General features: G+C 44.9%; 13 protein-coding genes and 2 tRNA genes. 4 read left to right on the top strand and 11 right to left on the bottom strand.

The features are described 5' to 3' along the window. Position 1 precedes the first annotated feature (1 nt). Positions 2–697: a M48 family metallopeptidase gene (locus tag KD145_RS20225; RefSeq protein WP_212001174.1), complete on the top strand. Its 696-nt coding sequence runs from the start codon at positions 2–4 to the stop codon at positions 695–697. 98 nt (positions 698–795) lie between these two features. On the opposite strand, the gene KD145_RS20220 is transcribed toward KD145_RS20225, so the two are convergent. The 5 genes from KD145_RS20220 to KD145_RS20200 all read right to left on the bottom strand — a co-directional run bounded on the left by KD145_RS20220 (position 796) and on the right by KD145_RS20200 (position 3,352). Continuing rightward, positions 796–1,119, bottom strand: a complete 324-nt coding sequence (locus KD145_RS20220; protein WP_212001172.1) for a YdhR family protein — start codon at positions 1,117–1,119, stop codon at positions 796–798. 81 nt (positions 1,120–1,200) lie between these two features. Next, complete coding sequence (locus KD145_RS20215; protein ID WP_212001171.1) at positions 1,201–1,770, bottom strand: Crp/Fnr family transcriptional regulator; 570 nt, start codon at positions 1,768–1,770, stop codon at positions 1,201–1,203. Between the two features lie 185 nt (positions 1,771–1,955). Next, a complete protein-coding gene (locus KD145_RS20210) occupies positions 1,956–2,153 on the bottom strand; it encodes a class I lanthipeptide (RefSeq protein ID WP_212001170.1) in 198 nt (65 codons plus the stop codon). A gap of 103 nt (positions 2,154–2,256) precedes the next feature. Then, the gene (locus KD145_RS20205; protein ID WP_212001169.1) at positions 2,257–2,673 is read right to left on the bottom strand and encodes a hypothetical protein; all 417 of its coding nucleotides are present in this window, start codon (positions 2,671–2,673) and stop codon (positions 2,257–2,259) included. 106 nt (positions 2,674–2,779) lie between these two features. Next, on the bottom strand, positions 2,780–3,352 hold the full coding sequence (locus KD145_RS20200) for a dihydrofolate reductase family protein (RefSeq protein WP_212001168.1): 573 nt from the start codon (positions 3,350–3,352) through the stop codon (positions 2,780–2,782). Between the two features lie 280 nt (positions 3,353–3,632). Here KD145_RS20200 and KD145_RS20195 point away from each other — a divergent pair, with 280 nt between their 5' ends. Continuing rightward, the gene (locus KD145_RS20195; RefSeq protein WP_212001167.1) at positions 3,633–4,214 is read left to right on the top strand and encodes a suppressor of fused domain protein; all 582 of its coding nucleotides are present in this window, start codon (positions 3,633–3,635) and stop codon (positions 4,212–4,214) included. Between the two features lie 116 nt (positions 4,215–4,330). Here the strand turns inward: KD145_RS20195 and KD145_RS20190 are convergent. Further along, positions 4,331–4,404, bottom strand: a tRNA-Asn gene (locus KD145_RS20190). A gap of 55 nt (positions 4,405–4,459) precedes the next feature. After that, positions 4,460–5,065, bottom strand: coding sequence for a hypothetical protein (locus KD145_RS20185; protein WP_212001165.1), 606 nt, complete (start codon positions 5,063–5,065; stop codon positions 4,460–4,462). 496 nt (positions 5,066–5,561) lie between these two features. Here KD145_RS20185 and KD145_RS20180 point away from each other — a divergent pair, with 496 nt between their 5' ends. Continuing rightward, positions 5,562–6,704: a M57 family metalloprotease gene (locus KD145_RS20180; RefSeq protein ID WP_212001164.1), complete on the top strand. Its 1,143-nt coding sequence runs from the start codon at positions 5,562–5,564 to the stop codon at positions 6,702–6,704. A gap of 305 nt (positions 6,705–7,009) precedes the next feature. Here the strand turns inward: KD145_RS20180 and KD145_RS20175 are convergent. The 4 genes from KD145_RS20175 to hflX form a co-directional block, all read right to left on the bottom strand. Then, positions 7,010–7,083, bottom strand: a tRNA-Asn gene (locus KD145_RS20175). Between the two features lie 130 nt (positions 7,084–7,213). Next, a complete protein-coding gene (locus tag KD145_RS20170) occupies positions 7,214–8,872 on the bottom strand; it encodes a glycosyltransferase family 39 protein (protein ID WP_249219462.1) in 1,659 nt (552 codons plus the stop codon). Between the two features lie 121 nt (positions 8,873–8,993). Continuing rightward, entirely contained in the window at positions 8,994–9,335 is a 342-nt protein-coding gene (locus tag KD145_RS20165) for a Rieske 2Fe-2S domain-containing protein (protein ID WP_212001162.1), read from the bottom strand. After that, a complete protein-coding gene (hflX, locus tag KD145_RS20160; protein ID WP_212001161.1) occupies positions 9,335–10,525 on the bottom strand; it encodes a GTPase HflX in 1,191 nt (396 codons plus the stop codon). Before hflX ends, KD145_RS20165 begins: the two co-directional genes overlap by 1 nt. A 259-nt stretch (positions 10,526–10,784) precedes the next feature. On the opposite strand from hflX, the gene KD145_RS20155 reads away from it, so the two are divergent. After that, positions 10,785–12,809: a S9 family peptidase gene (locus tag KD145_RS20155; RefSeq protein ID WP_212001157.1), complete on the top strand. Its 2,025-nt coding sequence runs from the start codon at positions 10,785–10,787 to the stop codon at positions 12,807–12,809. Positions 12,810–12,816 lie beyond the last annotated feature (7 nt).

Here is a 12,816-nt window from a genome sequence, read left to right as displayed (position 1 = left end):
CATGGTTTTAGGAGACATCAAAATAGAACTAGTTAAAAAAGACATCAAAAATGTGCACCTAAGCGTATTACCTCCACATGGAGAGGTACGCATAGCAGCACCACTGCATTTAAGTGAAGAAACCATCCGACTGTATGCAATCTCCAAGTTGCTATGGATCAGACAACAGCAAAAGAAAATCCGGAGCCAGGAAAGAGAGAGCAAGCGGGAGTTCATCAATAAGGAAACACATTACTTTCAGGGAAGGAAATACCTACTGCGTATTTTTGAGGTAGATGAACCAGCTAAAGTTGTATTGAATAAAAAACATCTCGATTTATACATTAGGCCTAATACCAATACTTCACAGCGTCAGCGTATACTCAACCAATGGTACCGAAACGAAATGAAAGAGTTGGTACCAGCCTATATAAAGCGATGGGAGCGGGTCATCCCGGTGAAAGTCCATGACTTTGGCATAAAACAAATGAAAACCAAGTGGGGCACCTGTAACATTGAAGCAAGGCGTATCTGGATAAACCTTGAACTCGCCAAAAAGCCATTACAATGCCTGGAATATATTATAGTGCATGAGATGGTGCATCTATTGGAGCGTCGGCATAACGATCGGTTTATGGCCTATCTAAACAAATTTATGCCACAGTGGAAAGACTATAAAGAGGAACTAAACAGGTTACCCGTAAGTCATTGGGATTAGGGAGTACTGAGCCGAATTTTTCCCCAAAAACAAAGGCGCTATTTTAGGAAAGGGGCCGTTATGACCACCTTCCCAAACACTCAAACAATTTCTTCAACTCAATCATAATGAGGAGATTTCATTGCCCTGCTGGCCTCTTCCGTGATATCTCCGTCAAATATTTTAACGGTGAGGCTTGCATTGACATACCTGGCTTGTTCGGCATAAAGACCTGTAGCAAATTCCCTTGCATGCTCTATTGAGTCAAATTCATAAAAGCCACCTACTGTATTTGTTCCGATGCCTAAAAGCCATGTCTTTCGGATAAGACCTTTTACGTTTTGCAACTGTTCGTTTACCGGTTCCCAAAGTGCTTTGGTAAATGCCGGAACCGATGTCTGAAATTCTCCATAAAGGAAAACCTTTCCAGGTGTTGTGCTCATTGTGCGATTTTTTGAATGATTATCAATGAGACAAATTTGGAAAATCAGGAAGACCTAAATGTTGTCAAATGACAACGTTTTTTATAGTTTGGCTTTTAATTTACTAAGTGTAGAATTGGTCATGCCCAGGTAAGAGGCTACAGCCTTGCTGGATATTCTTGTCAGCAGTTTCGGTTCGTGCTCCATCACCCATTTGAGTTTATCTATCCCTTCCATCCCTAAAAAACTGTAAATACGCATTTGAGCATGAATAAACGCGTATTCTATCGTCTTGTCATAGAGTTTTTTGAACTCACTGTATTTTTCTGTCAGATCAATAAAGGCTTGCCTGCTGATCACTTCAAGTTCTGCAGGTTCATTGGCTGTTAGAAAGTCTCTGGAAGGTTTCTGGGTGATAAAACTTGTCAAGGCAGTAATAAAGCTATCTTCCAGCGCAAAATAACCGGTAATGTCATTCCCTTTTTTGTCAATCTGATAAAGCCGGAGACATCCCTTATTAACAAAATACAAATGCTTACAAACTTTCCCTTCCTCTTCCAATACCTGGTTTCTTTTTATTGCAACAGTAGTAAAGGAGCCGGAAATATCGAGTATTTCTGCTGATGTCAATCGTGTGTTTTGTTGTAAGAAATGTTGAATCTGGTTTATCATGGGTCCGTTTTTATTGCATTAACCATATTAGCTGATACAACTAAAAAGGTCCGCATTGCTGCGGACCAGTCTTGTTCTGTTCCCCGCCGGCACATACTAAAAGCTATGCCTTAGCTGCTCACATAGAAAAATGGATCAGGTACGGGGAAAATGAGTGTTGTGGAATTAATAACAGGTGACTGTCATTATTCACAAGTAAATGTCGGTAGACAGCCTGAGAATGAAGGATTACAGTCAATACAGGTTATGTCAGCAATGGTGACACATTTCGCGCTTACGCCAATTCCGCCTTTAACAGCTGCCTGAGCGCTGGCATTTAAAGGAGCAACTGTCATTTTCTTCAAGGTGATTTTTTTGGCGTTGTTCAGTGTCTGTTTTTTCATACGGGGATTTTTAGGAAAAAATAAAAAATGTGGGAATAGCATGAAGATAAAAAATATTTATCATGTTTCTTATGCCTTCTCAAAAAATTTATGCAGACTTTCTTTATTTTGCCTGCCATTTTGCAGGAATAACCTTTCGTATCACTTCCAGCGAGCGTAACAGCAATACATTTACAATAACAATATCCAGAAAGCGGTATTTAAATGTCCAGCCTAATGGTGTTTTTCCTTTATCCTTTTTTATTAGATAATCCATCAACACTTCCACTGACTCAAAAGCAATAAAAAAAGATACCACAAAAAGGAGAGAGGTAATTAACAGATTTAAGAAGATGTTTCTGGTGACAAAAAAATAAGCATAAAACAGTGCCAGAAAATACAACACCCAAAGCGTAGTGCCGTAAAAAGGGTTAATGTCCAATAACCAGACTTCTGTTTTATACATCGTAACAAAGGACATCAGTATATATGTCCAGATGGCTAGTAACACCAGATTGATAGCGATAATTTTGGGCTTCATGGTCAGACTTAAAATTAAATGAAAAAAAGCAATCATTTCTGATTGCCTTTTCTTTTTTCGCTCCCCTAATCAGACAGTTGTATAGCCCTGCGGTAGGCATTCCGGATCAACCGATCGGCTGATATTCGAGGATAAGAACACCGTTATCGACCGCACGAGAATGTTTCAGCACGAATTTCTTTAATTCCCGGTTGTCATCGAAAAGCCGTAACCCGCCGCCGATCGAGACAGGATATACCATCAGCCGCAACTCGTCGACGAGATCGTGGTGAAGCAGTGACTTAACGAGGGTAGCGCTCCCATAGACGAGGATATCACCACCATCGGTATGCTTCAGCGCAGCAATATCTTTAGCCACGTCGCGAAGAATATGACTATTGTTCCACTCCACCTTTTGCAGGCTCCGGGATACAACATATTTCGGCAGCTGGTTAATACGGTCGGCGAACCCACCGCCCGTCTGCCCAGGCCAATACCCGGCGAACAATTCGAATGTATTTTTGCCCAACAGCAAGGCATCCACAGCAGCAAGCTCATCTACCTTGTACTTCCCGGTTTCCGGATCCTGATTGCTATATTTAAACTGCCAACCGCCATGAGGATGAGAGGTTTCATCACCGCCAGGAGCCTCAATTACGCCATCGAGGGTGATGAATTCGGTAACGATAATTTTCCGCATGATCTTTTTTCGTAAAATTAACGGATAAGATTTCATCATAAGGGGGGAGAACAAGACATTTTATAGGAAAAATGCGCCATACTAACCGCGATGGGAAGTTATTTTTACACACTGTCTGAGAACAAAACTATCTGTTGATGATTTTGTATTCATAAGTCCCGTCCTCATAAAATTCCTTTACGAATTGCGATCCTAAAAGAATAACCTTTCCTTATAAAGGCTTTTATAAAGATTATTAAATATAATTGCACCCAATAAAAACGTTTATTTGTTAATTCGTATGCAGATACAAGATTCCAGACAATATATAAATCAGCTTGAGCAACACTACCAACATTATTTTGGTGTGGAGGGAAGAAAAAATATACTTGATAAAGGCCCCAAAGAAAAACTGCATCCTGACTTCTATGTACTTGAAATCCCTCCCAACAAGCGCCACAACACATTTATTTACTGTACTGTAGGGATGTCTGCCGACAGAATGGATGACAACCTGATTGAGCTATTTGTACTTTCCCCAAAGGCTGATCATAAGCTGGTAGAATTGATGACATACTGTGCGTCCTATCATAGAACCGGTCGTCCCTTAAATATCCATCATACGGTTAATGTTGGTCAGCCGTGGCTGGATAGCTCCGTCTGTGATCATGCTTTCATATCATTGCCTTATCTCGACGAAGACGACTTAGAACTTTTTAACTTTGGGGGCCATCAAATTCATTGCTATTGGCTCATTCCAATCACAAAGGAAGAAAGAGATTACAAGATTGAAAATGGTTGTGAAGCTTTAGAACAATTATTTGAAGAGAAACAACTGGATTATCTGAATCCTGACCGGAGTTGCCTGATTACAGGGAAATAACCTAATTAAATTATCCTGCAATCCCCCAGGTTTTCAACTTGATCCGTAATAGCAAGGCTTGGGAAGTGGATAAAAAAAGAAAGGTCCGCATTTCTGCAGACCTTTCTTTTTTTTCGCTCCCCCTGCTGGACTTGAACCAGCGACCCTCTGATTAACAGTCAGATGCTCTAACCAACTGAGCTAAGGAGGAAGATTATTCCGGGTCGCAAATTTAATAATTGTATTTACAATTCAAATAAAATTTATCAGCCGCCGATAGAAATCCCTTCATCTTTCCAAATGCGCAGGAGATTGTTTACGAGGAAGTCAAAGTATTTACCTGAGCCCAGGTTGGTGGAAACATTAGATTGACCAATCCAAAAGGGCTCCTGTAGATTTGATTTGTCCAGCAGGTAAAACGTTTCCAGTTGATTGGTGAACTCCTTCCGACTATAGCGGTTGGGTGCAAGGACAGGGCCTAAAAGTATCAGGGAGGCCGCTCTTGGCAGCGGCTTATTCGGATTCTTCGTCACCGACTGGTCTTCCACTTCTTTTGGCGCCACCACCAATACCGCATCATGCGGAAACATGGCTGAAGCCTTGGCTATATTCTCGTCGGTGCAGTATTCTAACGTTCCAAGATGTACTACGGAAGTCTGAAATGATTTGTTACGAAACTCCTTATCCAGCGCATATTTCATGTCCTGCCCGATCTTGCGGGTAGACATTGGCCCGGCTGAGATAATCAGCAAGCTGCCCATTTTACGGGTGGTGGAGTTCTGTCTGATTTCATTCAGGACAAAATCATGGCCCTGGGCCACGGTCGGGATTACAGGGACTAATAGCCAAAGTATCAGTAACAGGCGTTTCATAAATTATAGGAAAATATCGGGAAGATACATTTTTTGTATTGTCCCGAAAGGCCTGCCATAGCAAATCTCCTGTTTCCTGTAAATATTTAACACACCCGGTGTGCATTGTCTATTGAAAAGCGCAGCAGTACTGCAGCCGGTTCGCTCCATCAGTGCTGTTGATCACGGCATGTTATCGTCATTCAATATAAGAACGAAATTCAAGGTAAATTTATGCATGAAAAATTTCGTATGACCGTTCTGTTTATAAGAAATAGTTTTGCTTTTCCTGCGCAGAATTTTGTATCTTCATTACAAGTACTGTATGACTTTTAAGCCCGGTTAACACCATTGTTTTTCAGAAAATCAATTGCAGCAAAGAAGCCCTATTAACCCAGCTAATACTAAAACCATCATCTTCCAATCCATACCACCATTACATTCCTCATGTTACATTTTCTTAACCCAAATTTGTAAGCTCATGAAACCATTAGCCTATTACTTCATATCGTTATTAATGATCTTATTGTTAGCCTGTCAGAAAAAAGACAACACACCTTCTCCTCGGAACGTCTCAGATAATATCATTTCAAAACTACAGGCAGCAGGCTTCCATACCAGCGAAGGCCTGCAGAAATATAAAGACGGTTACCTTGTAGAATATGATATCTTCCTTACAGAAGAACAGATCAATGAACTGGCAGCCAATCCTGTAAACCCAAAAGTGAAAGTAGAGCATTACAAGAGCAGCAACATTGTTCCCGGACCGCTCAGGACAATTTATGTGTATATAGATCCCGCCTTCGACGCCTATATGCAGGACGCCCTGGACAAGGCACTGGAGAGATACAATGCGCTCAACCTCAGTATAAGGCTGATCCGCACCCCCGACACCAGAGCTGAGATAAACATACTGGCCTTCTATGAGGCAGGCAATGTACTTGGTTACAGTGCCGGGTTCCCCTCAGGCGGAAACCCTGCAAGCCCCATTAAGTTAAATACCTATTACTACAACGGCACCTCCCAGCGCGCAGATGCCATCACCACCATAGCGCATGAGATAGGGCATGCAATAGGCTTCCGCCATACCGACTACATGAACCGTGCCTTCAGCTGCGGCATCGGCGGCAATGAAGGCGCGGCAGGCGTTGGAGCAGATTACATCCCCGGCACGCCAAGCGGCCCTTCCGCTAACTCCTGGATGCTGGCCTGCTCCAACAATACCGACCGCCCCTTCACTGCTGAAGACAAAGTAGCGCTTACCACAGTATATCCAGGACCGCCTGCATGGGTGCGCCTGAAAAACAGATGGACCAATGCCTACCTCTACGACGACAATGGCATAATAAGATACAGCAGCACCGCTCCCGACGACCGCTATAAATGGAACCTGGAGAAAATAAATGGATTTACACGCATCAGAAATGTGTCGTCCGGGAAGTATATGAACATTGAACACGGTTATAGCTATGTGGAATGCATACTACTGCCCATCTCTTACGCGAGTGCCTATTGGGCATTTGAATATACTGACGGCTATATCCGGCTGAGAAACCAATGGAAAAGCGGCTACATTAATCTGGAGAGTCAAAACGGTACGGCCCAGAACACAGATGTACCGGCTCATTTTTTAAGTAGCCAATGGATAGTGGCACAGTAACTCCACGCCATTAAATGGTGGATGAAAAGATGACGTCGTTATAAAACGCTTTCTGCTTCGTTGGCAGAAAGCGTTTTATTTTACCTCTATTGATATATTTGATCCCCTAAAATCCCATCCGTTGATGGTGCGCAGTAATAATCATAGCCCATCGCATTATCTGTAATACCAACTAAGTTTTAGAGAAAAAGGAGAAAGTGAAAAACGAAAAATAAAGAAGATAGTGCCAATACAACTATAGCGCTATAAAGCCGCCTTAAGGAAAATAAAAAAGGCAACCATTCCTGATTGCCTTTTCTCTTTCGCTCCCCCTGCTGGACTTGAACCAGCGACCCTCTGATTAACAGTCAGATGCTCTAACCAACTGAGCTAAGGAGGAGTGTTTCCCGTATCGTTTGTGTGATTTGGGATTGCAAAGATAGGTAAATTCTTATTTCTGCAAAATCCTATCCCAACTTTTTTTAAATTTTTTTTTAGAAACTACATGAAACAGGCCACCAGTAAGGGTTTTAAGGCAATACTTTTTTCACCCTAACCAACATTTTTTCTCCGATGGAGCTGGCACGTGTCGCTTTTCTAACAAAAGGCAGGTCCAGTTTACTCACGTAAAAGTTAGGAAAAGAGTGGATCAGGGTATAGTCGTAACCTTGTTCCCGCAGGCTGGGAAGACTTTCCCGCGAGATAAGGACAACACCTGTTGTCGCGGTATCCGTTCGGGTTACCGGGGCTTTGAGATAATATTCAAAAGAATACGAATTGTTTTGATAGAGGGAGATGGGTGTACCAGGAAGGGCGGTATTGGCGTAGCTGGCGGCTTCGCTACCACTCTGGTACTGCATCATATCAGGGTAGAGGATCGTATTCACATACAGGTTCAGAAGTATGCTCATCGCGATGGTACGGTAAAACACCGCTTCTCTGGTGCTTTTATCGAGCCAGTAGTGCAGCAGCATATATAACACGATCAGGGCGGCGGCGGGAATCAGCCAGGCGTAACCCATAGCAGGCTTATAAAGCAGGTCTATGAGTATACCGGCGATAGCCAGCAGGATGATGACCGTGTATTGTGTGCTGCGGAAAAAACGTAGTCCTTTGTCGGTGTGTAGCGACAGGATGTACTGTGCAGTAAGGATAGAGAAGAAGGGGAAGATGATATTGAGATAATGCGGCAGCTGGAACTTCGATAGGGAGAACAGCGCAAATGTCGCCAGCGCACCACAGATGCAATAGAATTCCTGTTGTTGTTTCCATTTACGAAAGAAGAGGATCACGGCAGCATATAACATCACCGGCCAGGGCAGGAAAGCCCACAACAACGTATGAAAGAAAAAGAAGGGATCGCCGGCACCCTTGATAGGACCGGTGTTCATAAAACGTCCAAACTGGCTGTCCCAGAAGAAAAACCGCAACCCTGATACACCTGTTTTACCAAACACTACTTTCTCCGGATGCAGATCAAACTGACGATAGAGTGCATATAACTCCGGAGTGATGAAGAGCGCGATCAGTACAAAAGCCGCTACCCACTGCCAGCTGAAGATGATTTTCCACTGTCGGGTAAACAGCAGATGCCCGCCAATAGCAGTCCCTACGGGCACCAGGGCAAAGATCCCTTTGGTCATGATGGCACATGCTGTAAACAAAGCCCCCAGCACCAGGTGATAAGACCAGGATCGGGCAATACTCCTGTAAAAATGATATACGGCAGCGATGATAAGGCCGGTAAGGTAGGGCTCAGCTCTTACATCATTGTTGGAGATGACCACATGTTCGGCCGTGAGCAGTATACATACGGCCCAGCGGGCGGTGGTATTACCATAGAGTGCTTTTGCAAAACGGTAGGTATACCAGGCACCCATCAACAGAAAAAGTATAGCAGGCAGCTTATAAGACCAGGTATGAAAACCGAACAGCTGAAAACTGATGGCGGCCATCCAGAAAGGGAAATGGGGTTTATCCAGCCATTCATGACCATCGGCATAGAGGTTCAGATAATCATGTTTCAGCACCATGGTTTTGGCAATGCCGGCATAGAGGGCGCCATCGGGCTCCAGGATAGGCACCTGGAGTGCACTGAACTGCAGTAAGACTAACAGAAAAACAATGAACAGCCAGATCTGCTGCTCTGTAAAGGCAAATGGGCGAACGGTTGCAGGTTTCGGTAACATGAGCTTAAGTTACTGTCATCCCCTGAGGATTAAACCAACCTCGGGCTATTTAACAAAAAAATCATATGATTCAGTAAACATCAACAGATCGTAACCATCAGCTACATCACATCAATCACAGTTACCAGAGCCACCCGCTCTTTTCCATACCCACATAAGCACCATCTTCCCGTTGCTCGATAGGGTAGGTTTTGAGGTAATAACCTTCTCCGCTGCAGTTATAACCGTTTTTCATACTGAATTTATAACGGTGCAGCGGACATACCACATTACCGGCCGCATCAATGAACCCATCGGCCATGATACCGCCGGCATGCGGACATTTATAGGCAAACGCGTACAACTGGCCCTGATGAAGGGCACAGCAGATCTTTTTTCCGTTTACTACCTGGACACTGATAGAATTGTCGGCAACAGGCAGGTATCCTTCGTCCAGTTTATACCAGGAGTACGTCTTGGCCATTAGTAGAAAAATTCTGTTTTATAGGGATAACGCTCTTTGTAAAGTTGGCTTACTTTATCCATGATGGTTTTGCGCAGCTCTTCCACATTACGTCGTTCCAGTGCTGCGATAAACACGGTGTTACCATTGGTTTTCACGTCCCAGTTTTGTTTCAGGGAGTCGAGGATATCCTTTTTGATATCTTCTTCCAGCCATTTATCGAAGGTATTGGCCTCGTAAAGGTCCATTTTATTGAAGACCATGATAGTGGGCTTTTCGAAGGCTTTCAGCTCCTGCAGGGTACGGTTTACTACCTCTATCTGTTCCTCGTACTGAGGATGGGAGATATCTACCACATGCAGCAGGATATCGCTTTCGCGCACCTCATCCAGGGTGGATTTGAAGCTTTCTACCAGATGGTGGGGCAGTTTACGGATAAACCCAACCGTATCGCTGAGCAGGAAAGGTGTTTGCTCAAACACCACCTTACGGGTGGTAGTGTCGAGGGTGGCAAACAGTTTGTTTTCGGCGAATACCTCGCTTTTGCTGAGCATGTTCATGATGGTGCTCTTGCCTACGTTGGTATAACCTACCAGGGCCACACGGATGAATTCACCCCGTTCCTTGCGCTGGGTAAGGGACTGTTTGTCTATCTCAGCCAGTCTTTTACGTAACAGCGCAATCTTGTCTTTTACGATACGACGGTCTGTCTCGATCTCCGTTTCACCGGGACCTCTGCTACCGATACCACCGCCCTGACGTTCCAGGTGACTCCACATACCACGCAGTCGTGGCAGGATATACTGGTACTGAGCCAGCTCTACCTGTACTTTCGCCTGAGCTGTACGTGCCCTGCGGGCGAAGATGTCCAGGATAAGGTCACTGCGGTCGATAACTTTCACCTTCAGTACCTTTTCTATATTGGCGATCTGAGAACCTGTCAGCTCATCATCAAAGATGACCAGTGACACGTCACGACCGGCGATATACTGATGTATTTCTTCCAGTTTCCCTTTACCCACAAAGGTTGCCCTGTCCGGATGGGCCAGTTTTTGGGTGAAGCGTTTCAAAGTGGTGGCTCCTGCTGTCTCAGCCAGAAATACCAGCTCGTCCAGGAACTCCTGTACCTGCCGTTCCGTCTGGTCTTTCGTGATGACACCTACGATAACCGCCTTTTCTTCTTTTTGGACCGCTTGTTTTTTCTCGATCAAAGTGTTTCAAAATTTGCTGCAAAAATACTCGTTTTTGACCACGATGATTGTGATTTCTGCCGATTTTTCTAACGGAGAAGACACAGGCATAGTAACATCTTTCCATGAGTCAAACAATATCCGGTATTCCTCCATCATCCGGCATTCCCCAAAATAACCCTCACGGATCTCCGCTGCGCTCTCCTTTCATCAGGAAAAATCAACTGAAATCACAGGAATCAGTGTTACATTTACGCGATCCAAAACAACCTTGCAGATCATGTATAAACCATTATTACTGACAGGACTATTTATTTCAACTATGGCGACCGCCCAGGACAAGATGACTCCCGAACTGTTATGGAAGCTCGGCAGAGTGAGTGGGGAAGCCGTGAGCGCCGACGGTAAAACCGTTATCTATGGTGTATCTCAGGTAAACCTAGCTGACAACAAAAGTGAAAAAAATCTCTATTCCATCCCGCTCGCAGGTGGTGCCCCTCAACAACTCACCAACACTGCAGGCGCCGAAAATGATGTAGCCGTTCTTCCAGGCAACAGGATCGGTTTTTCCAGGAAAGGCCAATGGTGGGAGATGAGCGCCGATGGCTCCAACGCCGTTCAGAAAACAACCGGCGAAGAGATGCAGAACATCAGAATATCCCCCGATGGTAAACATATCCTGTTTTCCAGAGAGGTGAAAGTTAAAAAAGTTGCCGGCAAGGACTTTTATCCTGATCTCCCAAAATCCAATGTACAGATATACGATAACCTCAACTACCGCCACTGGGATACCTGGGAAGACGGAAACTTCTCCCATGTTTTTTATGCCACCTATAACAATGGAGAAATAGGCGAACCAGTGGATATTATGGCAGATGAACCATACGACTGCCCACAGGTCCCTTCCGGCGGCCCGGAAGATTTCATCTGGAGCCCCGATGGCAAAAGCATTCTGTACGTTTGCAAGAAAAAATTCGGCAAAGCATACGCCATCAGCACCAATACTGATATCTACGAATATAACATCGCTGCCAAAACCACGCGCAACCTCTCCGAAGGCATGATGGGCTATGATATGGCTCCTTCCTTCAGTGCCGACGGTAAATATATCACCTGGCTGAGCATGGCCCACGACGGCTTCGAAGCGGATAAAAACGATGTGATCATCCTGGACCGCGCTACCGGCGTAAAAACCAACCTCACCAAAAGCTGGGATGGCACCGCCAGCGCTGTACGCTTCAGCACCGACAGCAAAAAAATCTTTTTCCTCGCTGTACTGAAAGGCACCGAGCAACTGCTGGAAATAACCCTGCAGAAAGATCCGGCACAAACAACTGAAAAGCATATACGTCAAATCACCAACGGCGACTTTGACATCCACGATATCTTAGCTCAGAGCGGTAATACCCTGGTGGTTTCCCGCACAGACATGAACCACGCTGCTGAACTGTATGCCGTAGACCTGCAGAAAGGTAGCCTCCGGCAACTCACAGATGTCAACAAAGCCACCTATGATAGAATAGGTATGTGCAAAGTGGAAAAACGCTGGGTGAAAACAACCGATGGTAAAGAGATGCTTACCTGGGTGATTTTCCCTCCTGACTTCGATCCGGCCAAAAAATACCCGACGCTGCTTTACTGCCAGGGTGGCCCGCAGTCAGCCCTCTCTCAGTTTTATTCCTACCGCTGGAATTTCCAGCTGATGGCTTCCCAGGGTTATATCGTGGTAGCGCCTAACAGAAGAGGCATGCCTGGCCACGGCGTGGAATGGAATGCATCTATCAGTAAGGACTGGGGCGGACAACCGATCCGCGACTACCTGAGCGCTATCGATGATGTGAGCAAGGAAAGTTATGTAGATAAAAAACGTCTGGGTGCTGTAGGTGCCAGCTATGGCGGATACTCCGTTTACATGCTGGCAGGCATACACGAAAACCGCTTCAAAACCTTTATCGCGCATGATGGTCTGTTTGACCTGAAAAGCTGGTATGGCACCACCGAAGAACTGTGGTTTGCCAACTGGGACCTCGGTGCTTACTGGGATCCGGCTAACGCCAAAACCTACACGCATTTTAATCCAAGCGAATATGCTAATAAGTGGAATACCCCTATCCTGATCGTTCAGGGTGGTATAGACTTCCGCGTGCCGATAGAGCAGGGCCTCCAGGCTTTCCAGCTCGCACAGCTGAAAGGTATCAAGAGCAAACTGCTGTATTTCCCGGAAGAAAACCACTGGGTGCTGAAACCACAAAATGCCATCGTATGGCAGAGAGAGTTTTTCTCCTGGCTTAAAGAAACACTTTAATAAACTC

Source organism: Chitinophaga sp. HK235, assembly GCF_018255755.1.
GTDB lineage: Bacteria > Bacteroidota > Bacteroidia > Chitinophagales > Chitinophagaceae > Chitinophaga.
Note: the sequence above shows the minus strand (reverse complement) of the source record. Positions and strands in the feature narration are given on the sequence as shown.

Bases quoted from the DNA above. Each gene is read 5' to 3' on its own strand.
- KD145_RS20225 (WP_212001174.1), top strand. From the start codon at position 2: ATGGTTTTAGGAGACATCAAAATAGAACTAGTTAAAAAAGACATCAAA.
- KD145_RS20220 (WP_212001172.1), bottom strand. From the start codon at position 1,119: ATGAGCACAACACCTGGAAAGGTTTTCCTTTATGGAGAATTTCAGACA.
- KD145_RS20215 (WP_212001171.1), bottom strand. From the start codon at position 1,770: ATGATAAACCAGATTCAACATTTCTTACAACAAAACACACGATTGACA.
- KD145_RS20210 (WP_212001170.1), bottom strand. From the start codon at position 2,153: ATGAAAAAACAGACACTGAACAACGCCAAAAAAATCACCTTGAAGAAA.
- KD145_RS20205 (WP_212001169.1), bottom strand. From the start codon at position 2,673: ATGAAGCCCAAAATTATCGCTATCAATCTGGTGTTACTAGCCATCTGG.
- KD145_RS20200 (WP_212001168.1), bottom strand. From the start codon at position 3,352: ATGCGGAAAATTATCGTTACCGAATTCATCACCCTCGATGGCGTAATT.
- KD145_RS20195 (WP_212001167.1), top strand. From the start codon at position 3,633: ATGCAGATACAAGATTCCAGACAATATATAAATCAGCTTGAGCAACAC.
- KD145_RS20185 (WP_212001165.1), bottom strand. From the start codon at position 5,065: ATGAAACGCCTGTTACTGATACTTTGGCTATTAGTCCCTGTAATCCCG.
- KD145_RS20180 (WP_212001164.1), top strand. From the start codon at position 5,562: ATGATCTTATTGTTAGCCTGTCAGAAAAAAGACAACACACCTTCTCCT.
- KD145_RS20170 (WP_249219462.1), bottom strand. From the start codon at position 8,872: ATGTTACCGAAACCTGCAACCGTTCGCCCATTTGCCTTTACAGAGCAG.
- KD145_RS20165 (WP_212001162.1), bottom strand. From the start codon at position 9,335: ATGGCCAAGACGTACTCCTGGTATAAACTGGACGAAGGATACCTGCCT.
- KD145_RS20155 (WP_212001157.1), top strand. From the start codon at position 10,785: ATGTATAAACCATTATTACTGACAGGACTATTTATTTCAACTATGGCG.